Origin of the sequence: [Clostridium] citroniae WAL-17108 (genome assembly GCF_000233455.1) — a bacterium.
GTDB classification, from domain to species: domain Bacteria; phylum Bacillota; class Clostridia; order Lachnospirales; family Lachnospiraceae; genus Enterocloster; species Enterocloster citroniae.
On sequence record NZ_JH376420.1, the window covers coordinates 103,544 to 129,125 of the forward strand.

The 25,582-nt window shown below is 47.4% G+C and carries 21 protein-coding genes; 1 reads left to right on the top strand and 20 read right to left on the bottom strand.

Translation table 11 applies throughout. From position 1 onward, the window contains the following. Positions 1 to 11: 11 nt before the first annotated feature. The 18 genes from HMPREF9469_RS00485 to HMPREF9469_RS00570 all read right to left on the bottom strand — a co-directional run bounded on the left by HMPREF9469_RS00485 (position 12) and on the right by HMPREF9469_RS00570 (position 22,651). Complete coding sequence (locus tag HMPREF9469_RS00485) at positions 12 to 2,084, bottom strand: BglG family transcription antiterminator (protein ID WP_007858016.1); 2,073 nt, start codon at positions 2,082 to 2,084, stop codon at positions 12 to 14. A 28-nt stretch (positions 2,085 to 2,112) separates the two neighbouring features. Then, the gene (locus HMPREF9469_RS00490; RefSeq protein WP_007858017.1) at positions 2,113 to 2,643 is read right to left on the bottom strand and encodes a YjbQ family protein; all 531 of its coding nucleotides are present in this window, start codon (positions 2,641 to 2,643) and stop codon (positions 2,113 to 2,115) included. 13 nt (positions 2,644 to 2,656) lie between these two features. Next, entirely contained in the window at positions 2,657 to 3,355 is a 699-nt protein-coding gene (locus HMPREF9469_RS00495) for a triose-phosphate isomerase (RefSeq protein WP_330363633.1), read from the bottom strand. Between the two features lie 32 nt (positions 3,356 to 3,387). Then, positions 3,388 to 4,236 (bottom strand): class II fructose-bisphosphate aldolase, encoded by an 849-nt coding sequence (locus HMPREF9469_RS00500; RefSeq protein ID WP_007858033.1) that lies wholly within the window; start codon positions 4,234 to 4,236, stop codon positions 3,388 to 3,390. 297 nt (positions 4,237 to 4,533) lie between these two features. Continuing rightward, positions 4,534 to 5,343, bottom strand: coding sequence for a mechanosensitive ion channel family protein (locus HMPREF9469_RS00505; RefSeq protein WP_007858047.1), 810 nt, complete (start codon positions 5,341 to 5,343; stop codon positions 4,534 to 4,536). 106 nt (positions 5,344 to 5,449) lie between these two features. Beyond that, positions 5,450 to 7,357, bottom strand: coding sequence for an ABC-F family ATP-binding cassette domain-containing protein (locus HMPREF9469_RS00510; protein ID WP_040414823.1), 1,908 nt, complete (start codon positions 7,355 to 7,357; stop codon positions 5,450 to 5,452). 26 nt (positions 7,358 to 7,383) lie between these two features. After that, positions 7,384 to 8,244, bottom strand: a complete 861-nt coding sequence (locus tag HMPREF9469_RS00515) for a hypothetical protein (protein WP_007858051.1) — start codon at positions 8,242 to 8,244, stop codon at positions 7,384 to 7,386. Positions 8,245 to 8,649: 405 nt separating this feature from the next. Beyond that, positions 8,650 to 9,774, bottom strand: coding sequence for a sugar ABC transporter substrate-binding protein (locus HMPREF9469_RS00520; RefSeq protein WP_007858052.1), 1,125 nt, complete (start codon positions 9,772 to 9,774; stop codon positions 8,650 to 8,652). 59 nt (positions 9,775 to 9,833) lie between these two features. Then, positions 9,834 to 10,850, bottom strand: coding sequence for an ABC transporter permease (locus HMPREF9469_RS00525; protein WP_007858054.1), 1,017 nt, complete (start codon positions 10,848 to 10,850; stop codon positions 9,834 to 9,836). 21 nt (positions 10,851 to 10,871) lie between these two features. Then, positions 10,872 to 12,344 (bottom strand): sugar ABC transporter ATP-binding protein, encoded by a 1,473-nt coding sequence (locus HMPREF9469_RS00530; protein WP_007858057.1) that lies wholly within the window; start codon positions 12,342 to 12,344, stop codon positions 10,872 to 10,874. A gap of 19 nt (positions 12,345 to 12,363) precedes the next feature. Next, positions 12,364 to 13,314: a carbohydrate kinase family protein gene (locus HMPREF9469_RS00535; RefSeq protein WP_007858058.1), complete on the bottom strand. Its 951-nt coding sequence runs from the start codon at positions 13,312 to 13,314 to the stop codon at positions 12,364 to 12,366. A gap of 4 nt (positions 13,315 to 13,318) precedes the next feature. Next, a complete protein-coding gene (locus HMPREF9469_RS00540; RefSeq protein WP_007858059.1) occupies positions 13,319 to 14,344 on the bottom strand; it encodes an SIS domain-containing protein in 1,026 nt (341 codons plus the stop codon). A gap of 8 nt (positions 14,345 to 14,352) precedes the next feature. Further along, positions 14,353 to 16,011, bottom strand: a complete 1,659-nt coding sequence (locus HMPREF9469_RS00545; RefSeq protein WP_007858060.1) for a hydantoinase B/oxoprolinase family protein — start codon at positions 16,009 to 16,011, stop codon at positions 14,353 to 14,355. Positions 16,012 to 16,013: 2 nt separating this feature from the next. Further along, positions 16,014 to 18,056 carry a hydantoinase/oxoprolinase family protein gene (locus HMPREF9469_RS00550; RefSeq protein ID WP_007858061.1) on the bottom strand — a complete coding sequence of 681 codons (2,043 nt, stop codon included), beginning with the start codon at positions 18,054 to 18,056 and terminating at the stop codon, positions 16,014 to 16,016. Between the two features lie 21 nt (positions 18,057 to 18,077). Continuing rightward, positions 18,078 to 19,136: an ROK family transcriptional regulator gene (locus HMPREF9469_RS00555; protein WP_007858063.1), complete on the bottom strand. Its 1,059-nt coding sequence runs from the start codon at positions 19,134 to 19,136 to the stop codon at positions 18,078 to 18,080. Between the two features lie 282 nt (positions 19,137 to 19,418). Continuing rightward, complete coding sequence (locus tag HMPREF9469_RS00560) at positions 19,419 to 20,936, bottom strand: DUF4454 domain-containing protein (protein WP_007858065.1); 1,518 nt, start codon at positions 20,934 to 20,936, stop codon at positions 19,419 to 19,421. A 199-nt stretch (positions 20,937 to 21,135) separates the two neighbouring features. Next, positions 21,136 to 21,453, bottom strand: a complete 318-nt coding sequence (locus HMPREF9469_RS00565; RefSeq protein ID WP_007858067.1) for a hypothetical protein — start codon at positions 21,451 to 21,453, stop codon at positions 21,136 to 21,138. Positions 21,454 to 21,613: 160 nt separating this feature from the next. Then, positions 21,614 to 22,651 (bottom strand): YeiH family protein, encoded by a 1,038-nt coding sequence (locus HMPREF9469_RS00570; protein ID WP_007858074.1) that lies wholly within the window; start codon positions 22,649 to 22,651, stop codon positions 21,614 to 21,616. 118 nt (positions 22,652 to 22,769) lie between these two features. On the opposite strand from HMPREF9469_RS00570, the gene HMPREF9469_RS00575 reads away from it, so the two are divergent. After that, positions 22,770 to 23,627 (top strand): LysR family transcriptional regulator, encoded by an 858-nt coding sequence (locus HMPREF9469_RS00575; protein WP_007858076.1) that lies wholly within the window; start codon positions 22,770 to 22,772, stop codon positions 23,625 to 23,627. A 155-nt stretch (positions 23,628 to 23,782) separates the two neighbouring features. Here HMPREF9469_RS00575 and tsf read toward each other — a convergent pair whose 3' ends face one another. Both tsf and rpsB read right to left on the bottom strand, forming a co-directional pair. Continuing rightward, entirely contained in the window at positions 23,783 to 24,718 is a 936-nt protein-coding gene (gene tsf / locus HMPREF9469_RS00580; protein ID WP_007858077.1) for a translation elongation factor Ts, read from the bottom strand. 36 nt (positions 24,719 to 24,754) lie between these two features. Further along, complete coding sequence (rpsB, locus tag HMPREF9469_RS00585) at positions 24,755 to 25,501, bottom strand: 30S ribosomal protein S2 (protein WP_007858079.1); 747 nt, start codon at positions 25,499 to 25,501, stop codon at positions 24,755 to 24,757. Positions 25,502 to 25,582: the final 81 nt, after the last annotated feature.

A 25,582-nucleotide genomic window follows, 5' to 3' on the forward strand; every position in this document is an offset into this window, starting at 1 on the left:
ATCCTATATTTTTATAACGCATACTCAAATTCTCCAATGATCCTGGCAGCCTGCGCAGCTGTTGACGCACGTGTCAGCGTTTTCTTAAACTCATCATTTTCCAACAGATTTACCAGATTGATAAATGCCTGGAGATGTGTCTCATTGTCCACTGCGCTGAGACAGCAGAAAAACCTTACCGGCTGCACGGAACCGAACTCCACAGGCTCCTTTAGGCGGATCAGGCTCATCCCCGCCTTTTTAGTCCCTTCATCCAGCCCGGCATGGGGCATGGCAAATCCCGGGCTTATAACAATGTACGCGCCATGCAGTTCAATATTATGGATCATCGCGTCCACATAACGCTCCTCGATGTATCCAAGCTCCAGCAGCTTTCCGGCCGACTTAACAACTGCTTCCCTCCAGTTCCTGCACTCCACATCCAGCTCGATGAACTCAGCTGTCAGCAGGTCTCTGAGTTTTAAGGCAGTCTTCTGTTCCCTGATCCCATCTTCTTTGTCCAGAAAGGATATGACCTCATTGCAGATTGCCTCCTGCAAATCCCCGGACTGGCGGACCCCATACCGCTCCAGCACATGTTCCACACACTCTGCCAGAGCTTCTTTGGGAAAGGCAGGTGACTTTTTGAATTCAACCGTAAAATTCCCCTGGGCCCGAAGCTTATCCTCTGCCTGTTTTATGATCTCACAATCTTCCGCTCCCAGCATGGCTGAGACCTCCACCACCGGCACAGGCAGATCCTCCAGGGGCACCGTGGATACGACCATGTCTGCCTCAGACTGCCTCAGATACCTGGCTTCATGTGATGATATGACCTTGACGATCTGAAAATGAAACAGATTCTCCAGCTTCGCGGCCAGGAGCTGGGATGTTCCCACGCCCCCATTGCATGCCAGCACGACCCGGATGGGCCTGACGTGATTCTGTTTTCTCTCCAGCGCAGCGCAGATGTGGATGGTAATATAGACGCTCTCGATGTCGGTCAGCTTTCTGCCGATATATTCCTCCAGTATATTCTGGTTGTTGCACACAGTCTGGTACACATCCGGATTCTTCCTGGTGATCTCAAAAAACATGGAATTGGTGGAGAACATATTGGAATCCGCATCCAGGCTTGTGGCCAGATGGCTGGACAGGTTTTCAAACAGATAATAGTCCTTATTCAGATTGCTGTTCAGTTCCCTGGATACGGCCTCTATAAACTGCCTTGTAACGATCTGGATGCTCAGGATCTTTTTATCCATTTTCCTCCGCTTCATGTAGCGCAGGCTCTTTAACACCGTTCCCAGATAAAGCTTTTCATGATCCGTAAAGACGAGCCGGCAATACTGGGAAATATATTTTAGGATATCCCTGGCCATGCTGTCATACACCGTGCCTGAGTCCGCGCATTCTTCAATAAAATTGCCGTCATGCACCCGTTTCATCATGATCCACAGGTAACTCAGAAGGGACTCATAGGAATCATCCGTCAGGTACAAATCATGGGAATGTTCCTGTTCCTGTATGATCTTGCGGATCACATTGGTCTCCTGCTCCGGGTTTGTATAGGCGGCACTGACCACAATCTCCTCGTGCATAAACTCCTGGTTCTGGTTATACTCCTGCCACAGCAGCAGCCGTTTTGCGCTTTCAGGGCCTTTTACCTGGAATCCTTTGTTGGGGTGGGAAATAACGGTTATTTTATATTTCTCCAGATGGCGTTTTACGTCCTCCATATCATTTACAACCGTAGCCCTGCTGACGCATAATTTGTCCGCAACAGCCCCCAGAGTCACAAAGCTGGGTGCAAGCACCAGGATCATGGAGATCATGGACCTGCGCTCTTCCTTAGACAGTTTGTAATTATAAAAGTCGTTCTGCTTTAACAGATCCTTCATTTTGGAAAGCTCCACGCTGCAGCTGCAGAATCCATAACGGTCCATATCAATGATGGCAAAGCTGTTCTTTTCCAAAAACAGATTGATGGTATTGATATCGTTTCGTATGGTCCTCACAGAAACCCCATACTTTTCAGCCAGCTCATTGATAAGAATCCGATTGCCCATCAGGCTCTGTAAAATGTCAACACTTCTCCTGTTCACTTTATCTTCTCTCTATCTGTATCATGGGTTATTCACCCATCACAACAATCTTGCACTTCCTGGACCTGGCCCTCATTCTGTCAAAATCCACAAAGTATATGTAACCTGTAACCCCTACTCCCAGCTTACCTTCCTCCACCGGGAATACCTGGCTGGATCCCAATATGGTGGCCTTCAGATGGGCGTCCCCGTTTAAAAGCTGTGTCTTATCCCCTCCCGGAAGATAGAATTCCACATCCGGCCACTGGGCCACTGCGTCAAAATGTGCCTGGCCCGGATACATGTATTCCCCTTCAGGCGGAAGCTTGGTCTGGTTTGGAATGATCTTCTGGAGGACATGGTCCAGGTCTGCCTGGAGATATTCTGTTCCATCCTCCGTCACATCATGGACAAATTCCTCAAAGAAAACCGAGCAGGTGGTATGGGGTGATATAACGGTTACGATCCCTTCCTTGATCCCGCTTTTGGCAACAGCTTCCTTGACCTGAGGTGTTATATTGATATAAGAGGGGGTACGGCCGTGTGACATCAGCCCGATCGTTTCCCTGTATACTGCCATTTTCTTCCTCCTTTTACTGTTCCTTTTTTTCTTGCTGCGCTCTCACGATCGCCTCTGCCATCTCCCTGACCCGAAGCTCCGGTGAGGGCGCTTTCAGAATGCCGGAGGTGGCGCCGGTTCCATCCGCTCCCAGCCTGATGACATTATAGCAGTCATCCGCCGTGCTGATACCGGAACCGATCATCACCAGGACATGGGGATTCACTTCTTTGATGCCCTTTACGGTTTCCACCACATAGGAGTCATCAGCCGCGGTCCCTGTACCGATCAGGTCCGTGGGTTCCGCCAGAAGGATATCCGGATCCATACAGGCCAGTGCCTTTGCCTCTACCGTGGAATCCGCACACACAATGGTCGTCATCCCCAGCTCTTTGGCCCGTTTGATGGCAGCATATAGGCCGCTTACTGTTTTCGGATTTTCCGCATGATTCAGGAATACGGCCGAGGCCCCCGCTGCTCTCAATGCATCGGGCAGCACATGCCCCATCCCTCTTCCGGGATACAGGGAATCCATGGACTGTGCCGTGATGATCAGATTCCTTGTATGTTCCTTTAAAAGGCGGAGATCTGCGTATGAGCAGGTAAAGTAGATGGGAAGCCCCGTATCCTCTGCCACCTCATCGGCCGCCCTGGCCAATTTCAGCAGTTCCTCATCATACAGATATGATTTGACATTAACAATTAAAAATGGACTGTTCACCTGTGTCATCATGCTCTCCTTTTCTTTTCACTCCACTTTTCTTTTCATTTCAGTGCTTCCAGGTAACGCTCAGTGCCGAACACGTTGTAATAATGCTCCAGGCATTCCATCATTCCCTGGCGCTGTGCATCCCTGAGATCATAATATCCGTTTGCATGGCATTCTTTTGCACGGTTAAATGCGGCCACGATCAGATCCGTATAGATATTGATTTTGCTGATCCCGCCCTCTGCGCACCGCCTCAGGTTCTCATCGCCGGAGGAGGAACCGCCGTGAAGCACCAGGGGGGTGCGGACCGCGTTCCTGATCTCTGCCAGACGCTCAAAATCGATCACCGGCGTCCCCTTGTATGCCCCGTGGGCCGTTCCAATGGAGATTGCCAGGGAATCCACCTCTGTCAGGTCTGCAAATCGTTTTGCTTCCTCCACAGTGGTGTAGATGTTGTCGCAGTTTGCGGCATCCTTGTACTCATCCCCTCCGCCCACATGGCCGATCTCCGCCTCCACCACCGCTCCCCTTAAATGGGCATAGGCAACAATCTCCCTGGTCTGTCTCACATTCTCCTCAAAAGGCTGTGAGGATGCATCGATCATAACGGAACGGAATCCCTGGTCAATGGCTCTAAAAATCGTCTCCTTTGTCTGTCCATGGTCCAGATGGAGGACCACCGGCACCTTGGCCTTTTCAGCATAAAACCTGCCAATGGCCGCAGCCTCGTCAAAAGGCAGATAGGTCTGATGCGCTTCCGCAAAAGCCAGTATCACCGGAAGCCCCAGCTTTTCCGCCGCCGCAATGTGTGCTGATGCGGAAATCTGATCCACATAGTTTGGGGCCGGGAATGCAAAGTTATGCTTTCTCGCAGCCTTGAATAATTCTTTTGAAGTAACGATCATATATTCAACTCCCCTTCTTATACTTTCGTTAACATATTTTCCAGGATCAGATCCGTGTTTGCTGCAGTCAACCACAGAATATATCTTTTATCGTGTTCTAATCCTTAATAAAATTCTACCATAAGTAAACTTTACAAAAAAGATGAATGTTTTTCCGCTATTTTGGTAAAGTTTTAATTTAATTTAATTCTTTTCCTGATGAAAGGTAAATAATTATACTTTTTGCCGTAAAATTCGGAAATCACTGAAAAATAGGGCAAAAAAAAGAGGAGCAGCACTAGCTCCCCACTCCTCTTTTTATAATTCACCACTGGTACTTGTTACAACATGTACATGCCTGTATGGGATTGAAATCCCTTCCGCGTCAAAATTCATTTTGATCAGCCTTCGTATTTCGCTGCACGCGGTAAAATTATCGTCAATATTCTCAGTCCACACCGTTGCCTTTAAAATGATCCCGTCCTGGGCAAGCTCCTTTACAGCCACATTCACCTTATTCCCCACGGTCCTATCCTCACGGATATCCGCCACCAGAGGATGGGATGCAATGGTGTCCCGCATCACCTCAATGGCATGGTCCAGGTCGCTTTCATAGCTGACTGCTATCTCCATGTAATTGCCGATATAGTCATTGTTATAATTACTGTTTTCCACGATTGCCTTGTTGATCACACTGTTTGGAATAATCATACGGCTGTTGTGATAAGTACGGATCACCGTGTGCCGGACCGTCAGGTCCTCCACAATGCCTGATATCCCCAGGCTGCTGATATTAACCTTTTCCCCAAGGTTAAAGGGTCTGGACCAGCTGAGCATAACGCCGCTGATCACATCTGCCAATACCTGCTGGGCCGCAAAACCCACGATCGCCACCAACAGGGAGGAACTGGTGAGCAGGGTGGCGCTTAACGCCTTTGTGGTGGTAAAAAGGCCGCTGATGCAGATACATGCCATGATGGACAAGAGTACCTTTGATATACTGCGCAGGAATTTGATATGAATCTGTTCCTTACGCTTTAGGATCATACTGAATATTTTATTGAGGGCAAACATTCCTGCACTCCATAGAACAGCTATGACCGCTATTTTAATGAGCAATAGTTCCATTTCAACATCCTTTCTTTTATCATTGCCGCTCTATCAGTCTAACATAAAGACCGGTGATTGACAATCCCGGTCTTTTTTGCAATCCTTTTTGCCTGTTTGCAATTCTTTATGGCTGAGTCATCCATCCCTCATACACGCCTGTCTCTTCTGCTGCCTCCAGCCACTCCATACACGATCCATGCCACCTTTCCCAACTCTCTTTATACCGGCGGCACAGGTTTTCATACTCCCCTTTCTCCGGCCATTTCCCGCCGTCCCAGAATACTTTGGAATCTGTCCATGCATCATGCATTCCTTCCATGGAAGCGGCTATGGCTGCCATCTCTTCCCCTGCCGCATAGAGACGGTCCAGGACCGGTCCCATTTTCCAGTCTCTGTACGCCGCATCTGTGGAAAATTCTTTCAGCTGATGGCGCTCCGCCTTTGGGACTGCCCGCATCCCCGCGATCAGAGCCTGCTCCTCCGCTTTGATCTGGGCCGCTATGGGCGCGCCATCCCGCATCCTGTTCTTGCGCTCCAGGTAATGTTCATAGCCAAATGGGTAGTACATCACGGACTGGTTTTCAAATATCAGCACCGCGTCAGCCACCTGGCGGATAAAATACCGGTCATGGGATACAAACAGAATGGTCCCTGTGTATGCCCGGAAGGCTGATTCCAGGTTTTCTTTTGCCTGTATATCCATATGGTTGGTAGGTTCGTCCAGGATCAGGAAATTGGGACGGCTCTGAAGCAGTTCGGCCAAAACAAGACGTGATTTCTCACCTCCTGAAAGGGAGGCGACCCGCTTCTCGGCCTCCCGCCCGCCAAAGAGATATGAGCCCAGAATACTTCTGGCCTCTTTCTGGGTAAGGGAGGGAAATATCCCTGTAAAATGTTCAAATACAGAGCAGTCTGCCTGTATTGCTCCTGCCTGCTGGTCGAAATACCCAATAGTAGTATTATTTCCCAGTGAAAACTCTCCCTCCACAGGAGGAATAAAACCTGCAATGGTTTTTAAAAATGTAGTCTTACCCACGCCATTTGAGCCAAGTATGGCAATCTTTTGTCCCCGCCGGATCCGCATAGTGACCTCCAGCAAAGCTTTCCCGTAGCCGATCTTTAAATGTTCCGAAGTAAATATCCATTTGCTGCCGGGAATCTCCGGTGTGATCTCACCGGTAAATATATGGGTATCCTCCTCCAAGGGCTGTTCTACCCGCTCCATCCGGTCCATGGCTTTGCGTTTTGCCCTTGCAAACGCCGCTTTATTGGGTTTATGCTTAAAGCGCTCTACCAGGCCGCCCAGACGCTCCAGTTCCTCCTGCTGTTTCTCGTATGCCTTTTTCTGAAGACGGATCCGCTTTCCCTTTTCCTCTTTGTAGTGGGTGTAATTGCCCGGGTATCTGGTCAGACTGCCGTGAGACAGCTCGTAGACCACCTCTGCCGTGCGGTCCAGAAAAAAGCGGTCATGGGATACCATCACCACTGCCTTCTCATATCGCTCCATATACCGTTCCAGCCATTCACATGTCTCCATGTCCAAATGGTTGGTGGGCTCATCTAACAGCAGGATATCCGGCCTTCCAAGAAGAAGCCGGATCAGTGCGATCTTTGTCTGTTCTCCCCCGGAAAAATGGGAAATAGGCTTTTTCTTGTCCTCCTTTGAGAATCCCAGACCGGTGAACAGGATATCATATTCCCGCTCGTATTCAAACCGTTCCCTGTCAAAACTGTCCTTGCAGGGGCAGGAGCTGAGAAGCTCCTCCTGCACGGTCCTGTCCATGTCTGAAAAGACCTGCTGAGACAGCATGCCTATCGTCACCTGCCTGGAACAGGTGATCCCGGGCCCCTGGCGCCGGTCATCCCGGTCCAGGGAAAGCTCGCCTGCGATCAGCTTCAAAAGGGTGGTCTTACCCGCGCCGTTCTTGCCAACCACCGCGATCTTCTCAGTTCCGTGTATCTGAAAATTTATATGGGACAGGATCACCTTCCCTCCCGCTGAAACAGTTCCATCCGTAATCTGATATAACATATTTGTATACTGGTACAGCTTGTGTACTAGTTCCTTCCTCCCTGTATACTGTCAATAAAACGTTCTGTCATTTCCTCACATTCAGGGTTGTCCGGATAAGAAAATGCCATTTCCATCACCATATCATCGATCTTTCGTGTGAAGTTCTGGTGCCCGTACCCCCATGCCTTATATTTGAAACCGCTGAATCCATGCCCGCCGATCACGCGCTCAGTCTCCACAAACGGTCCCGGATAGCGGTATTCATGGATCAGGTCATAATTATGCTTTCTCATCTGGTCCCCTGCTGGGATCTGAGGGTCATTGTCCTTATGATACCAGATAAACAGGGAATATCCGCCGTATTCTGCGGTGGCCGCTGTTCCAATGTCATAATAATTCTGCCCCCTGGCTTCCTCATCCCTGTACTCACTTACAATGCTGATATCACTGTCCGGTGGGATCAGAAGTCGGTAATCGGACCATTTATTCACCAATGTGCTGTCGCTGAGCAGAGCCATCCCAAAAGGGATTCCGGTCAGTTCCCGGTCCATGGTTTTTGTCTGTGTCCCTTCTTCTGTCATCCACGCTCCCCATGGATCCACCTGGTACCCATCTGGAGTTGTGGTATTCTGGTACATATTCCCCTGGGAATCAAAACAATAGCACTCCGCCGTCCCGTCCATATCCCCATCGATCCAATACCAGCCGTCTTTCAGCAGATCTCCGTCCGAGTACCTGTAGCTCCAGATCCCCAGGTGATCCTGCTCCCACTGCCCTGCCTGGGATACAATTCCGGATACCAGCCCGGTCAGCACCAGTACATTGCCCGCTGCAAAGGCCATGGCAGCTTTTTTTACAAGTTTTATCATTCCTTTTATCTTTCTGTGATTTATAATAGGATCCATTTTTCACACCTCCCCACTGGAAATTATACCACATTTTCCCTTCCTGCAATAACATATTTCATTTACAAACTTCTTACAATCTGTTCATATTTCATCTATATTCTGCTCACATTTTATGGATATACTATATTTTGTAAAGAACATTGCTTATAAGACTTTTTTTCATAATACAGCCGGAGGGAGAAATCCCTGCCGGCTCCTCCCTATTTATAGGGGTATTTTATCCAATATTGCGTTTTACCGTTTATGGTGGTACAATAAAAAAATCACACCAGTTCCGGGAGGAGTGCGGTTTTTCCCGTATCGCAGGTGTCCGGTCTCACATTGATCATCCCGGGAACACGCTGCGGCTGGTGTGATTTTGATGTTTATTTTGATGTTTTAGTATATAGATTTATATGTCTGTCAGTGTTTCCAATCAGCAGCTTCGGATGCTCTTAATACCTCCGGCATAATGACCACCTGATCTGCAGCATCCTTTCTCTGGTATGTTCCTGCCCAGATCTCATTGAGTTTCTGAACACAAGTGCGGGCATAAACCTCTGGGAACATGGCAATACTGGCGTAGAAGGTACAGTCAGGTCCCTCGTTCCTCATAATTTCCAGATGGGAACTGGTTGCATCATAGCCGATCACATATACGTCTGTTGCGCTTGCCGACTGAAGGGCATACCACACGGAGGTGGCACAGTCTCCCCAATTACAAAAGAACAGATCCACATCAGAATACGCTGCATACATATCCAGCGCCCACTGGTAGCATCCATCATTGGTACGGTCAGTGGTGCGGTTCTGGACCAGTTCTACCTCAGGATGGTTTTCCTTGATGTAATCGATAAAGCCATTGTTTCGCAATCCGCTGGTCATAATGGAAGGTTCTGCCTCAAACATGACAATGGTCGGTTTTTCCACTCCCTCCAAAGCTTTCATGGCTTCTTCTGCAGCCATCTGTCCTCCCAGATAATCATTATAAACAACATCCATGTCCGCATTTCCCTCAGATGCACAGCAGTCATAGTCCACAATCAGGATTCCGGCCTCATGTACCCTGTCTACCAGGGAAGACGCTGCAACGGTATCAATTGCTGTAAATATGATCCCATCCACTCCCTGAATGATCAGGTCTTCAATATTCTGCTGCATTTTGGTCCAGTCCCCATCCGGGTCATAGACGGTAGCCTCCCAGCCCAGCTGTTCGCATAGCCTCTTGCTAGTTTCTGCACAGGTGGAATTAAACTCTTGAGCCATGGACCATGGAACAATTCCTATCTTCTTTTTTCCCACATCCGTATAAGTCCAGTCTTCATCAAAACCTTCCAGATTTACAGCCTCCTGGGACAACTGCTGCTCTGATTCCGTCTCTGCCTTCTGTTGCGCTGCGTCCGTCTTTGACGTATCCTTCTCCTGCTCGCCCTGGGCCGCGGTTTCTCCCGATATCCCTTGTGTGTTCCCCGCAGTATCCTTTCCCTGACATGCGGTTAAAGAAAATGTCATGACTGCTGCTAAACATAATGCAATACCTCTCTTCATATAAAGTACCCCTCCTCTTTTGCTTGTGAAAGCAGCATCGCAACTGCTTTCCCTATTAATTATTTGTTCTTTTTAGTCCTGGTTGCCAGTTGAGATATCCACATGGAATAGAATACCGCAACAATCATCAGGATCCCTCTTGTGATCATCTGCCAATTAGAGCCGATATGAAGCAGATTCATTCCATTGGTGATCATGCCCATCATGACTGCGCCCAGAAGCACCCCTATAATTGTCCCTGAACCTCCATCCAGGGAAACTCCTCCCATGGCGCACGCAGCAATGGCAATAGTGGAATAGCCATCTCCGGCACTTGGAGTTGCGGCACCAACACGCGATGTCATCAGGATTCCAGCTATTGCAGACAAACCCGCACATATTATGTATACAATAAGCCTCACTGCTTTTACATTGATCCCCGACAGATAGGCCGCCTGGTAATTTCCTCCTGTGGCGTATATCTTTCTTCCGAAGGATGTTCTGGTCAGGACTAAAAAGGAAACTGCAAATATAAAGATCATTACCAATGTTGACAGGGGTATTCCTCCAACCTCTTTGTTACTGATATCAGTAAATGTCTTCGGAAGTCCTGTCACCGATGTATTATTAGCAAAAATATATAAAATTCCCCGTAGGTATATATCAGCTCCCAATGTCACAATAAAAGAGGGAATTCTTGTCTTTGAGACAATAAATCCATTGACCGCTCCAAAAACACAGCAGACCGCTACTGTAAACAATACTGCTGGCATAAGGGACAGCTGAAGTCCAAAAAAACCGTCTGTAATCAATCTGGCACATATCACGCCGCCCAAGCCGGCCATGGCTCCATTGGACAGGTCAAAGGTCCCTCCGATCATAGGAAACGCCAGAGCACATGATAAAATACCGTACACAACAATCTGTTTTGAAACATTCTTTATATTAGCCACGGACAGGAAGGTGCTGTTCTGTGACTGCACGATCAGACAGTATGTGACGATCAGGCATATAATACCTAATAACTCCACATAGCTGGAAGACCTGAACGTATCCCACAGGTTTGCAGGAAAGTTGGATTTTCTATCTTTTTTCATCAGTTGTACCTTCTTTCATTCCTAAATAGCCAATGTCATGACTTGTTCCTCAGTAACGACTTCCGTATTAATTTCCCCGGATATCCGGCCCTCCCGCATAACGATAATCCGGTCGCTTACAGCAATCAATTCCGGCAGTTCGGATGAAACCATGATAATTGCAAACCCTTTGCTGGCCAGGTCATTTATGATCTTGTATATTTCAGTTTTTGCCCCCACATCCACTCCACGGGTGGGCTCATCCAGCAAAATGACACTGGGATCCGGCGCCATGCATTTGGCCAGAACAACCTTTTGCTGATTACCTCCGCTGAGCATTCCTACTTTTTGCTGTGCCCCGGATGTCTTTATATTCAAATTTTCGATAAATGTGCCGACTGTCTGTTTTCCCTTTTTGCCGCTCAACAGCCCCATTTTTGAAATCCGGTCCAATATGGTCATCTGGATATTGTTCTGGACGGAATGGGAAAGTATAAGCCCTTTATCTTTCCGGTCTTCGGGAACCATGGAAAACCCTCTGTCAATCGCCGCCCTGGGAGACGTGTTTTTGATCAGCTTGCCTTTGTAGTAGATTTCTCCTTCATAGTTGTCCACACCATATATGGCCTGCAATAATTCTGTGCGGCCGGCTCCGATCAAACCGCCGAATCCAACCACTTCCCCGGACCGGACCTGGAAGGACACATCTTTTACCCGCTGGCTGGTCAAATTTCTTACTTCAAGGACAACCTCTCCCGGCTTGTTGGTTTTCTGTACAAACTGCTGCCCGATATCCCTTCCGATCATCATTTTTATAATGTCCTCCACCGCCACATCCTTGACCATTGCTTCTCCGGAATAGCGTCCATCTTTCAGTACATATATCCGGTCCCCTACCGCATAGATATCCTCCATCCTGTGGGAAATAAATATAATGGAAACCCCTTCCTGCTTCAGTTTTCTGATGATGTCATAGAGCATCTTAGTTTCATCCAGTGTTAGTGCAGCCGTTGGCTCATCCAATACAATAATTGATGAATCATAGGACAATGCCTTCATGATTTCGATTAACTGTCTTTGAGCCACGGAATATTGACGGATCCTGGCATCCGGATTATAATGGATGCCAAGGCGTTCCATCAACCGGTTTGTCTTTTCCGTCAATGCTTTATAGTCAATGAAACACCCCTTTTTATCATATCGGCCCACAAATATATTTTCTGCAATTGTCATATCCGGAATCTGCACCAGTTCCTGGTGGACAATACTGATTCCCTGGCGGTACGCATCGATCGGCCTATTTATATGGGCAAGCCTTCCATGAAGATAAATTTCACCTTTCGATGGTTTTTCCACCCCTGTGAGAATTTTCATCAGGGTGGACTTTCCTGCACCATTCTCTCCGCAAAGACATAGGACTTCTCCCTTTTTCAGGTTAAAGTTCACATCCAGCAGTGCGTGTATCCCCCCATAATCCTTGGAGATATGCTTCATCTCAAGTATATGATCTTCCATTTGCTCACCTCCTGCTCCCCTATGCCAATTGCTTCATCAAATCCATGATTTCGTTTTGTGTAGGCGGATTCCCGTAATACTTGGAAATAAATACAGAGGCAAAGGTTGATGCAAATTCCAATGCGTTCCTGGAATCCATCCCGATCTGGAACATAGCATGGAGAAAACCTATATTAAACAGATCACCGGCTCCTACTGTGTCCACAGGTGTCACCGGATATGCTCCTGCCCGGAACAGCTTATCGCCATCGATCAGCGCAGCCCCCTCCGCTCCCAGTTTTATGATACACAGCCGTCCATCACCCGAACCATGAATTCCCATCATTTTCTTTACCTGTATCACGGCCTTGTCAAAACCGGTTTCTCCTGTGAGGGCATGCAGCTCCGATTCATTCATAAAAAGAATATCAATTTTGTTTAAAAAGTTTGTAAGCTGATTTTTATGACTCCAGGTATCATCCGACCAGATCAGGTCGGTAGAAACAATCTTCTTTTCTCCCTTCCAATATTCAATGCACTTTATCAATCGTTCTTCCTCAACACGGGGCGGAAGGCACCAGCCGCCTAAGAAGACGATATCTGTTCCGACATTGCTCTTTATCATAGTACTCTCAATACATTCCAGAGTTCCCTTATAGGTAAGCATAAAACGTTCTCCGTCATTTCTCAGGCATGCGTACGTCTTGCATGTACTTTCCTGATCCGTAATTTCAATATTCCCGGCGTCCAGATTGAGTTCCTGGATTCGGTTCAGAATAAAACTTCCATCTTCATCTTTTCCAACAATGGAAAAAATCCTGAAATCACTGTTCAGAGCGCTTGCCCCCACAGCCATATTGCCGATATTTCCTCCGAGACGTAATATGGGTTTTCCAATTTCCACTTCCTGACCCCATTCCGGTATGCGGGATAAACCTGGTATAATAATATCGACTGTCAAATCACCGATCGCACCAATTGTCCGTGCCATATAGTCACTCCCTTCGTGTCACCTTTCCCACTAGGGAAGGCTGCAGGTCATCCATCCCCCGTGCCTTTGCAAATCCGGCAAATATCAGCTGCATTCCAAGTGTAAACAAAACACTGGATATCTCAATGGGGCTTCCAGGCAGTCTCATCACCGGTATGCCGCTCACAAACCTGTGCTTACTATTTGTTAAAACCGCCACCTGTTTCCCGCTCTGCCACAGTTCCTCCGCCAATACGGATTTTCGTTCCAGTGTGTGATCGTCCGGAATCAGAAAAAGTGTTATAATTCCTTTATTTTGTGTAAGTTCAATAGCACCATGGCGCATGACTCCTCCAACCACCGGAATCCCCACTGTCTGTGTCTCGTGAAAGTCCTGGGCATATTGTTCAACAATTCCCGATAGATACCCCTGGCCCTCGATCATAATTCCGCTGGATTTCGCGATAATCATACCTATCTTATCCGCCTGTCCTTCCAGCTCAATCACAGCTAATGCCAAATGACAAACCTGTTCTAACAATCCATCCAACGAGACACTTGGCTCATAGCCCAATCCCACCGAGATTGCCAAGGTATAGAGTTGTGATATGGTAAAGGAAGCAGTGTTAGAAAATGCTTTCTCCCGGGCTTCAAATTCCAAAAGGCAGGAGGCTCTCCTTGCAAGCATACTCTCCCTATCCTCCGTCACCCCAATTACCGTTCGTTGGTCATTAATGTTTTCCAGAAGACGCCTTGTTTCCGCCGACTCTCCTGACCTGCTTACAACCACCAGCGGACGGTCATCCATCTTTTGAGGATACCAGTAATCCAGAAGGTCGCATGTATTGATTAGCTGTACATGACTCTTTTTCTGCATGTTAAGGAGGTAATACGCACTTTTTAAAGCAGACAAGGAGGTGGCGATCCCTGTCATGAGAACGGAGTTATCCCGAACCTCAGACCGGACTTTTCCGGGAATGGATAATATTCTTGATCTGTGGAGGGCAAACAGTTTCGGCTGGCCCAGAATGTCATTTGTTAAATCTGCCATATCTATATTTACCCCTCATATCCGTATAATTCCTGTGCCTTTTCCCGGGTTACTTTCTTACAGGCGATATCCTGTTCCAACTTCTTCCTATCCCGCTCCAGAGGATTTCCATAGCCTGCCCCACCGCCAAGAGCCATCTCTACCCGATCTCCTGCCTTCAACACCGCATGGCCTTTTGCTCGCATATGTTCTACTAAACCATCTGCACGCTGTATCTTCAAATATGCTGTCGCTCCATCCTGCCCTCCTTTTGCACCGCGTGCCGGATATTTGAAACGGTCGGAATAAAATGTCATGTCCACATGGTCTTTAAGGAACTCATATTCCCTGATTGCTCCCAGACCTCCTCTCATCTTTCCCGCTCCTCCTGAATCGGGACGCAGATCATACCGAAGGATCCTGAAAAATTTCTGGGCAATTTCCAGGGATTCGACAGGGGAGTTCTTGCAGTTACCCAGGGGATCATCAATCAGATCCGCCCCGTCATTATACATTCCGGCCCCATAGCCGCCTCCCAGTTCATCGCTGATGGCCACAAACGTATCCCCCTGCCACTGAAGATTGATCTCTGTACGCTGGTCATATCCTTGCGCAGGCACACGTTCCGGAAGCACATCCTCAAATGCCTTTAAAATCGACTGGAATACCCTCATGATTATAATATTTCTTCCCTCCACAGGAGCATATTCCCTGGGATTCAGGATGCAACCCTTGGGTGCAGTAACATGAATAGGTCGGTAAGCCCCATCATTAATGGGCACAGTGGGATCGGTCAGGATCATCTTTAAAGCTGAATAAGTGGCTGACACCGTAGATGCAATGGGACAATTGATTGCAGTCACTACCTGGTCGGATGTGCCTTTATAATCAACCATCATAGAATCCCCCTGAACCGTTACCTTTACCTTGATAATAATCGGATCATCATGGATCCCGTCATCATCTGCCATACACTCCCCATAATAATCCCCGTCCGGAATCTGTTCAATGGCTATTCGCATGGCCCGCTCCGCATAATCCAGCAGCTGTTCGGAAACTTCCATGAATTCATCATATCCGTACCGGTCCACAAATCCATGTATCCTTCTCCTTCCGGTCTCGTTCGCTACCAGTTGTGCATTAAAATCACCGATGGTATCTTTGGGAAGCCGAAGATTCGCCCGCAGGATCTGCTCTAAAATCCCTCCGTTCCAATCCCGGGAAAGCGAAAATTTCATAGGGGTAAAACGAAACCTCTCCTCAAATATATCTCTGGCATACAGATTGAATCCCGCCGAATGACCAAGATCAGCGTGGTGGCCGGCACTGCCCGAGAAGGCAACCAGTTTACCCTCATGTACAACGGGGGAAAACATATAGACGTCTGATTGATGCTGCCCTCCGTTATATGGGTCGTTGAGAATGATCACATCATCCTCTGTCAAGGCGGACGTGTCTACCTTACTCAATGCCCCTGTCAGCGCTGAACTGACGGAATTCATATGAAGAGGGATATTCTGGGACTGTGCCAGTACCCTTCCTTTCGCGTCCGCCAGAAAGGTAGAGGCATCTGCTGCTTCGCGTATAACAGTGGAATATGCACTTCTAAGCATATCTGCACTCATTTCTCTGGCAACTGCAAGCAGGTTGTTCGTAAGAATATTAAATAACGCAATATCTTTTGCCATAATTAATTCTCCTCCCTTTTCAGCAACAAGCTCCCGTTATCCTGCAGTAATCCAATCCAGTTCTTCGGGATAAAGCAGGTAGTCGTATCATCCTCAACCACAGCCGGCCCCTGTATCCTGGCGTCCTGTGGCAAATTTGACCAGGTATAGAAATCACAGTCGATCCATTCCCCATCAACCAATACTTTAGAACATGTTGTATCGTAGCGGTCTGTCTTTGCATTATATTTCATGCTTTCCAACAGTTGATTATCCTGGGGTATCACAGTTTTTAGACGATAGTTGACTATCTCCACATCATTGTCCGGTGAATTGCAGCCGTATCTTGCAAGATGCTTTTCATGAAACACCTCTGCTAACTTTCCAGCACTTTCAGGAATTTCATCGAAATCCAGCTGAAGTTCAAATGCTTGTCCCAGATATCTTGCGTCCACCGCATATTTAAAAATAATCTTTTCCCTGTCGAATCCGTAAGAAACCATATTGTCTGCCGCATGTTCTTGTATTTGTGAAAACTGTTCCCTGAGCATTTCCGGCGTTGTATCAGTGCATCGTGTAACATGTGTCTGTACATAATCCCTGATCACATCCGCCACCAACAGGCCAAAGGACGAAAGAATGCCTGCATAACAGGGCACAAGCACATTTGTGATTCCCAGCTCTTGGGCGATATTGGCTGCATGAAGGCCTCCGCCGCCGCCAAAAGCAACCATTGTATACTGGCGGGCATCATACCCCCGTTCTGTCGAAACCAACCTCACCGCCTGCATGGTATTTGCCTCCATGATCCGGATCACAGCCTCTGCTACCTCGTCCGGTGACGCATGTACCTGATCTGCCAGCTCAGCCATGACATGCCTGGCATTCTCCACGTTCAGAGGATAATTGCCTCCTGCAAAATGCTCCGGACGTATGAATCCCCTGTATGCCAGCGCATCACTCACCGTAGGCTGATCGCCACCCCGGTCATAGCAGGCCGGTCCCGGAATTGCCCCGGCACTTCTGGGGCCAACCTGGAGCATACCTCCATTATCCAACCATGCAATACTTCCCCCGCCTGCTCCTACTGTCACAATATCCAGCATTGGAACAGCAATTGCAGAACCGTCAATCTTATTCTCCGTTGATACCAGAGGCTCCCCATTATTAACTAGGCACACGTCCGCACTCGTTCCCCCTATATCCAGGGTAATAATATTATGAATCCCCAGCTGACGCGCCATAAACGCCGCTCCCGTCACACCCGCAGCAGGGCCGGATAACAGAGTCCTGGCAACTTCCTTCCGCAGTGCTCCCATGGGGATGATACCTCCATTGGATTGAGTGATGAAAATCTCTCCCTTAAAATTCCTATGCTTTAAATCCTCGTATAATTTCTCAATATAATTCACCATAACAGGCGCTATATAAGAGGTGATTGCCACAGTGCTGGATCGTTCATATTCCCGGAACTGGGGAAGTATTTCATAGGATGCAGTTATGATGGCATTGGGAAGCTCTTTTTCAAGTATCTCCTTTGTCCTGGCCTCATGATCTGCAAACGCATAACTGTGGAGATAACATATTCCCACAGACTTGACATCCTCCCTTTTTAACTCCTGGGCAATGGACCGTATCTGATCTTCCTCCAAGGCCTTCAATACATCACCATCTGCAGTAACCCGCTCTGTTACAGGATACACCATATTGCGCGGTATGATCGGCTTACGCCTCTGGTAAAACAGATCGTAAACATTTTCCTTATCTCCCCGCTGTATTTCAAGGACATCTGCAAACCCTTCCGTCACCAGCAATGCTGATTTTACACCCTTTCGTTCCAGGACTGCATTGGTGGCAACCGTTGAACCGTGAAGCATCTCTCCCATGTCACTCCATTCCGGTATCAGTTTATCCGCACCTTCAATCACTGCCTGCTCCGGCTGTGCCGGGGTGGATGCAACCTTTAATGTCTCCAGTACAGACCTTCCGTCTTTTTCCTGGAAATAGATAATGTCTGTAAAGGTGCCCCCTATTTCGGCTGCAAATTTCCTTTTTACATGTTCCATAATGTATCTCCTTTCATATAATTATGCTTTAATTATCTGCACAGCTGCTTCAATTTTGTTTCTGCAAAGCGATATAATACCATCCAGATTCTTTTCCGCGATCACATCATCAATGATGATTGCCGGGACATAATCGCTGTGGATATAGTTGGAGATTTCGGACTGTATCTTAGGTATGTCATCCTTTGACAGATGAGGAGTTGCCACTACCATCAGGTCCGGATCCATGACACAGCAGATGTTAACAAGAAGACGCGCAACCAGAGTTATGATACCATCTTTATTTCCCGTCTCAAGAGCCTGCGCAAGGATCGCATCCGCACACCCGCATTGATTAGGCTTTCGGTTATACTCTCCCAATGCCATATAAGCCAGCTCACCTGCAAAACTGTTACAGCTGTTATAAAGCTTTCTGTTAATGATAATGGCTGAGCCGATATGATCCAGAATACTTATATACGCCATATTCTGGTTGTTCTCATGTAAAAACTGGCTGCATGCCCCCATGGTGGCTGATTTAATGTCATTTTCAATCCATACCCTGCATGGATATTTCCTGGATATCAGATCCTTTAAATCCATCCCTTCCCATTCAGGAATGGCCGGAATATTATAGATCCTGTTGTTGGTAACAGTACCGGGAACCGCGATTCCAATTATCTCAATCCGTTCCGCATCGATTTTACGGGTCATGGTTTCCAGCACCTTAAGCAGATTCCCGGACCAGTCCAAGTCCTGATTTCTATGGTAAATCTGCGAAATGATCTCCTTTTCCATAATATTGGTAATTTTACAGTGAAATTGGTCTCCCTGGATATAGATGCATACAATATATCCCTTGTTTTCATTCACTTCATAGACTCGTGCTCTGCGTCCTCCTGTGTATGTGCTGATGCCGGTACATATTACCGACCCTTTCTCTTCCAGACTTCGCACCACTTTATTCACGGTCTGCAGACTCAGTCCTGTGGAATCTGCAATCTGCACCTGTGACACTCCAGGGCTTGATGCAATTGCATTCAAAACAATATTCTCATTCACCTTCTTGATTGTCTGGGGTTTGCCAACATATGTATCCATTCTTTATACACCTCATTTTTCTTTCACTTATAAGACCCATTCTTCTTCAATAAACTTTATATACTTTATTTATTAAGTTATTTTTATTATAGCACACGCTAAAACCATGTCAATATGATTTGTACAATATCGTGTTAATTCCCAATTATACACATATTTTTTAGTCAATTCGCCAGCTTCTTATCAATCTTCAAACTTTTTAAACCTACCAAAGTCTACAAATCTCCCCACAAAAAAAGAAAACCTGGCGGCCAGTTCCACGCCGTCAGGCCAATCTGATTCTCAATCCCCCAGATAATAAACAGCTGTAAAATGTCCCCTGCTGTTATAATACAGGTGATTGCCAAAAACATCCGTTTCCCCCCCGCTTCTCTCTCCGGCCCCTTTGGACGCAAAGATGAGACGCTGGTTCTCTGAGGCGCCCTCCAGGCTTACATCTCCCCCTGTGACCGCTCCTTTCAGCAGGTAAATATCTCCACGGTAAACGGTTTTCATCACCGTGTCCCCGCTGGTCTGCCACAACTGATACGTCCCGCTTTTATAATCCGCCCATAAGCCGGTCTCACATCCTTGGTCTTCAGCATACTCCCTAAGAATATATCCATAGACTGGAGCGGCCGCGTTTCCGCCGGGATCCAGAGTCAGGATCCCGGCCTCACCTGTCAGCTCATCCAGTACCACTTCCACCTCTTTTCCAGCCTTCACCCCTTCCAGCTGTTCCGGTGTAATAGATGCAGGAACGGAAATACTTCCCTGGACCACATAATATCCGCCCATATCTTTTGCCTGTGTCAGGGCCGCGCTTAAGCCGGTTTCATCATATTCACCCAAATAAGAAAGGTAGGGGGCAAAGGGCAGGTCCTCTATTCCATAATGGTTGCTGCCATCCAGCATGGCCCGGTTTGGATCATCTTCCATCTCCTTGATAAGGGCAACGTTCTTTTTTTCCACATCTGACAGGATATCCTCTGAAAATGCTCCCGGCTCCGTGGTTCCCCTGTACCAGGAGTATGTTTCAAAATATTGCCGCAGCACCTCGTTCTGGAATATCCGCCCATGAAGGGCATAGATCTCATTTCTGAGCAGCCACAGATCCTCTGTGGGATACATGCAGAGATCCGCCTTGGTCAAGTACCGGAACATCAGACCGGAGCCCTGGAAAACACTTGAGGGGTAATAATCCCCATCCAGTTCGCGCAACCCTTTCACAGAGATATACGGGCCTGCAGGATCATCCAGGCAAAAGCGGATCTCACCGGATTCTGCCTGCATGTAACTGCTCCCATCCGGAAATACAGGCTCTATCTCATAGGAACGCCTGCCCTTTTCCGTGGAGATCTCAACCGATGCAATACTGTCATAATAAGAGGAATGATCTGCATTGCGCATGGAAAAGGCGCACTGTAAACGGTCTGATTCCATCCCCTCCCGTGTCAGGTCAAAGGATACCTGGTAACGGATATCCCCTGCTTTTAAAAAGGCAGCGGACAACAGTTCATTTCCGGTTTCCAGGTTCTGTACCGCCTTGATGTGAAAACCGCCATCTCCTTGATCCCTTTCTTCCCCTTGTTTCAGGGGATTCCGGGCAACTTCCTCCTGGCTTTTCCCCCTTTCCTCTGCATCGGATACATCACCGCTTTCCTGTGCCGCGGTCTCTTTTTCCCAGCTCCCCTGTTCCCGGTTCTCCTGTTCCAGACGCTCCTGTGCCAATCTTTCATTGCCAGCGCCGGACTGACAGGAACACAGTGCCAGACTAAATACAGCCGCATATAGTGCCATAGTTCCCTGTTTTTTTCTCATACTCCCATCTTCCTCCCGCAAGAAAAACAATTTGTGACCCTTATCTCAAGTATACACCTCTCCGGTATGGCGGTGTATTAATTTTTCTTTGCGATTTTGCAAATATTGCTTACTGAAAATCCCATGCTCTTAGATGATCCTACATGGCCCCGCAGAACCCTACATAATCCTACATGGCCTTAGATGGCCTTAGCTAATCTTACATAGTCCGGCGGATATGATCCTCAATAAATGAGTCCATCTCATATTCCGGAACCTGCAGCGCTTCTGACAACATGCCGTAAAGTTTGCCCCTGGCTTCCCCGGCCATGGCATCTTCCTCAGGTGAGGGGTGTCTTCTGGCCGACTTGTCGTTTCGCCTTATATAATGTGTCTTTATAACCTTAACCCACTCAACCGGATCATCAGAATGCAGCGCCTCCTGGTAAAATTCAGACCGGACCTTATCGGCGGCCACCTGAATGGTCCTGATATACGGCATTCGCTCAACTAACTCCAATGCATCTTCTCTTGTCATGTGTTTCCTCCATTCTCTGTTTCAAATTTATGTTACAGAAGCTTTTATAATAAAAAGGAGCAGCCTGACAACTGGACTTACACCGTCAGGCTACTCGCTGTACTTATATTATACTAAAAATAATCCTATTTTTCCAGACATTGATCCGGATCATACCGCATCAGATAATGCCCATAAAATACTCCACACCAATGGCCACAATCACCACCAGAGCCGAGATAATAAATCCATGGAGCATGGGTGCTGCGCCTGACTGGTACATTTCCTTAAAACTCGTATTCAGGCCAATGGCACCAAGGGATGCCACCATCAGGAATTTACTCATCTCCTTTAGGGCCAAAGACAAGGACGGTGAAATGAATCCCAGGCTGTTTATAAACGCCAGGGCCAGAAATCCTAAGATAAACCATGGAAACAGGGATGAGAATTTTATATTTGCCCTTATATCCCCATTTAAACCTGTTGCCGCCGCTTCTTTGCGCTTGAGGCGAACCTCAATCAATGCAAAGATGATCACCGTGGGTATGATGGACAATGTGCGCGTCAGCTTTACCATGGTGGCAAAATCACCTGCCGCCTCAGAAAAAGCATATCCTGCCGCCACAACACTGGAGGTGTCATTGACTGCTGTTCCCGACCACAATCCATAGGCCATATCGCTCAGTCCCATTGCCCTGCCCATAATGGGAAACAACAGAATCATTGCCATATCAAACAGGAAGGTGGCAGACATGGCATAGGCAATGTCCCTGTCCCTGGCATTTACCGCCGGTGCAATGGCGGCTATGGCCGAACCTCCGCAGATACCTGTTCCGGCCGAGATCAGATTTGATAACTTCCAGTTTAATCCCAATGCCTTTCCCACAAAGTAACCGCCTCCAAAGCAGGTGAGCAGCGTAAAACACATCACAACCAGAGAATACCGGCCCACATGCAGGATGGTCTGTATGCTCAGGGATGCTCCCAGCAGTATGATGGCAAGCTTCAGGATCTTTTTCGATGTAAATCTGACTCCCGCTTGTGCGGCAGGTACCGGCCTCCAGAAATAATTCAGAAGCATTCCCAGAAATAAAGCAATGACCGATGCGCCAATGAGATGGACAGGCAAAAGGGACTCCAGAACCACTGCTGCTGCGGCAATGGTCAGGGAGAGTAAAAACCCGGGTCCGATCTCATATATTTTTTTCAAACAGTCCATACTATACACTACCTTTCTTTTTTTGTCCTCATTACTATAACAGCCCTTTTCGATAATGTCTAATTATCATTTTTTTATCTTCGATAAATTAATCTTATCACAAACAGGAGGAGTCTTTATGCTTGATTATCGAATGGAAACATTTCTGACCTTATGCCAAACCCTGAATTACCGCGCCACTGCCCAGATGCTGCATATTACGCAGCCGGCTGTAACCCAGCAGATCCACTGTCTGGAGGATTACTACGGGTGCCGCCTGTTCTCCTACGACAAACGTCATCTGTCCATGACCCCGGAAGCTGAACTCATACGCCGGCATCTGAATTCCATGAATTATCAGGAAAAACACTTACTGCGCACCTTAAAAACACCAAAGGGTCATGAATTGAAGATCGGTGTCACAAAAACCATTGGGGAATATGTGATCACAGCCCAGGTGGAAGGTTTTCTGAAGGAAGAAAACAACCGCATCAGCGTGGAAACGGACAACACTAAGCGGATCCTGGAATATCTGGATCACGGGGAAATTGATTTTGCACTGGTGGAAGGCTTTTTCAGCCGTTCCAAATACCAATGCAGGCAGTATCTGAGGGAACCCTTTGTGGGATTCTGCAGTTTGGGACATCCCTTTGCCGGAGAGATCATCCCCATGGAACGGCTGTTTCAGGAAAATATCATTGTTCGTGAAAAAGGATCCGGTACCAGGAGCATATTAAAAAGGATGCTGGAAGAAAACAACCATACCCTGTCTGACTTTTCCCGTGTCACCCACATAGGAAACTTCAGGCTGCTGCAGCACCTTGTGGCCTCCGGGTGCGGCATTACCTTTGCCTACCAGGCGTTTGAAAACAGTCATTTCCCCATCTCCCCGTTCCAGGTGGATGGGTGGAACATATCCAGGGATTTCTATTATGTGTATCTTCCCAATACCAGCGCACTGCAATCGGTGGAGTTGTTTGAGGCTTACCGGGTATGATCCTTGGGTGATTCTGTACTAACTATACGAGGGAATTCCAGAGAAATTTCCTATGATATCATAAAAAGGTTCCAAGACACGTTAAATCGTATCTTGGAACCTTTTTTATTTTTATCCGTTTGGACATGATTATCAGTTTGGACATTAACAGGAAATTACATCCCCATCTGCTTAGCTACCTCAGCTGCAAAATCCTCGTTCTTCTTCTCAAGACCTTCGCCAGTCTCAAAACGAACAAACTTCTTGATCTTGATGTTGGCGCCGTTTTCCTTAGCTACGGCTGCAACATACTGGGATACGCTCTGCTTGCCGTCCTCAGCCTTAACGTAAACCTGATCCAACAGACAGGTTTCCTTCAGCTCCTTGTTTACACGGCCCTTTACCATACCCTCGATAATCTTATCGTTGGCATCCGGCTTCTCATTCTTAGCAGCTGCTGTGAGGATCTCAGTTTCTTTGGCAATATATTCAGCGCTTACTTCATCCCTGCTGGTGAACATTGGCTTTAATGCAGCTGCCTGCATTGCCACGTTCTTCGCCATCTCAGTAATAGCATCGTTTACAACATCTGTCTCAACATCAATCAGAACGCCGATCTTACCGCCTGCATGGATATAGGAAGCAACAAAACCATTGGCCTCTTCTACCTGCTCAAAACGGCGGATGTTCATGTTCTCGCCAATAATGGCAATCTGGGAAGCCAGTGCTTCCTTCACGGTCAGGGACTCATCCTTGGCCCACTTCTCTTCCAGGAATGCGTCTAAATCCTTAGCGCTTGTGTTCAGAGCCTGTGCTGCCACATCAGCAACATAAGTCTGGAACTTCTCATTCTTAGCAACGAAGTCAGTCTCTGCGTTTACTTCAACTACAACTGCCTTCTTATGATCATCGGTTAATGCGGTAGCCACGATACCTTCAGCCGCGATACGGCCGGCCTTCTTAGCTGCTCCGGCAAGTCCTTTTTCCCTCAGGAATTCAACGGCCTTATCCATATCGCCATCAGTTGCTGCAAGAGCTTTCTTGCAGTCCATCATTCCGGCACCGGTTACTTCTCTTAACTCTTTTACCATTGCTGCGGTTACTGCTGCCATTTCATTTTCCTCCAATTTAAAAGTTTTAAAGTTTAATTAAGCCTCTGCTGCCTCAAATGTCTGGGCAGGAATCTCCAGCTCCATTGCACCTTCTAAAACTTCACCCTGCTTAGCTTCGATCACTGCATCAGCCATCTTGGAAACGATCAGCTTAACAGCTCTGATAGCGTCATCGTTGCCAGGGATAACGTAATCAAGTTCCTCAGGATCACAGTTGGTATCAACAATACCAATTAACGGAATACCCAGTGTGTGAGCTTCCTGTACACAGATATGCTCTTTCTTAGGATCTACGATAAAGATTGCATCCGGAAGCTTCTTCATATCCTTGATTCCGCCCAGGTTCTTCTCTAACTTATCCCATTCCTTCTTTAACTCAATAACTTCCTTCTTAGGAAGAACATCAAATGTTCCGTCTGTGGACATGGTCTCAATCTGTTTCAGCCTTGCAATACGGCTCTGGATGGTCTTGAAGTTGGTCAGCATACCGCCCAGCCATCTCTCATTAACAAAGTACATACCGCAGCGCTCAGCTTCAGCCTTGATTGCTTCCTGTGCCTGCTTCTTTGTACCTACAAACAGGATGGTGCCTCCCTCAGCAGCAATATCGGATACTGCCTTGTAAGCCTCATCAACCTTGCCTACAGACTTCTGTAAGTCGATGATGTAGATACCGTTTCTCTCGGTATAGATGTATGGAGCCATCTTAGGGTTCCATCTTCTTGTCTGGTGACCAAAGTGTACGCCAGCTTCCAGTAACTGCTTCATTGAAATAACGCTCATGTTCTTTACCTCCATGTGGTTTTAGCCTGCTACGCTTCACGTAGGTTCAGGCACTTCCGTCTGCTTCTCATGTTTCCCGGA

Bases quoted from the DNA above. Each gene is read 5' to 3' on its own strand.
- HMPREF9469_RS00515 (WP_007858051.1), bottom strand. From the start codon at position 8,244: ATGGATCCTATTATAAATCACAGAAAGATAAAAGGAATGATAAAACTT.
- HMPREF9469_RS00570 (WP_007858074.1), bottom strand. From the start codon at position 22,651: ATGGACTGTTTGAAAAAAATATATGAGATCGGACCCGGGTTTTTACTC.
- HMPREF9469_RS00540 (WP_007858059.1), bottom strand. From the start codon at position 14,344: ATGGCAGATTTAACAAATGACATTCTGGGCCAGCCGAAACTGTTTGCC.
- tsf (WP_007858077.1), bottom strand. From the start codon at position 24,718: ATGGCAGCAGTAACCGCAGCAATGGTAAAAGAGTTAAGAGAAGTAACC.
- HMPREF9469_RS00560 (WP_007858065.1), bottom strand. From the start codon at position 20,936: ATGAGAAAAAAACAGGGAACTATGGCACTATATGCGGCTGTATTTAGT.
- HMPREF9469_RS00550 (WP_007858061.1), bottom strand. From the start codon at position 18,056: ATGGAACATGTAAAAAGGAAATTTGCAGCCGAAATAGGGGGCACCTTT.
- HMPREF9469_RS00545 (WP_007858060.1), bottom strand. From the start codon at position 16,011: ATGGCAAAAGATATTGCGTTATTTAATATTCTTACGAACAACCTGCTT.
- HMPREF9469_RS00495 (WP_330363633.1), bottom strand. From the start codon at position 3,355: ATGATGACACAGGTGAACAGTCCATTTTTAATTGTTAATGTCAAATCA.
- HMPREF9469_RS00520 (WP_007858052.1), bottom strand. From the start codon at position 9,774: ATGAAGAGAGGTATTGCATTATGTTTAGCAGCAGTCATGACATTTTCT.
- rpsB (WP_007858079.1), bottom strand. From the start codon at position 25,501: ATGAGCGTTATTTCAATGAAGCAGTTACTGGAAGCTGGCGTACACTTT.
- HMPREF9469_RS00505 (WP_007858047.1), bottom strand. From the start codon at position 5,343: ATGGAACTATTGCTCATTAAAATAGCGGTCATAGCTGTTCTATGGAGT.
- HMPREF9469_RS00510 (WP_040414823.1), bottom strand. From the start codon at position 7,357: ATGTTATATCAGATTACGGATGGAACTGTTTCAGCGGGAGGGAAGGTG.
- HMPREF9469_RS00530 (WP_007858057.1), bottom strand. From the start codon at position 12,344: ATGGAAGATCATATACTTGAGATGAAGCATATCTCCAAGGATTATGGG.
- HMPREF9469_RS00535 (WP_007858058.1), bottom strand. From the start codon at position 13,314: ATGGCACGGACAATTGGTGCGATCGGTGATTTGACAGTCGATATTATT.
- HMPREF9469_RS00500 (WP_007858033.1), bottom strand. From the start codon at position 4,236: ATGATCGTTACTTCAAAAGAATTATTCAAGGCTGCGAGAAAGCATAAC.
- HMPREF9469_RS00490 (WP_007858017.1), bottom strand. From the start codon at position 2,643: ATGGCAGTATACAGGGAAACGATCGGGCTGATGTCACACGGCCGTACC.
- HMPREF9469_RS00555 (WP_007858063.1), bottom strand. From the start codon at position 19,136: ATGGATACATATGTTGGCAAACCCCAGACAATCAAGAAGGTGAATGAG.
- HMPREF9469_RS00575 (WP_007858076.1), top strand. From the start codon at position 22,770: ATGCTTGATTATCGAATGGAAACATTTCTGACCTTATGCCAAACCCTG.
- HMPREF9469_RS00565 (WP_007858067.1), bottom strand. From the start codon at position 21,453: ATGACAAGAGAAGATGCATTGGAGTTAGTTGAGCGAATGCCGTATATC.
- HMPREF9469_RS00525 (WP_007858054.1), bottom strand. From the start codon at position 10,850: ATGAAAAAAGATAGAAAATCCAACTTTCCTGCAAACCTGTGGGATACG.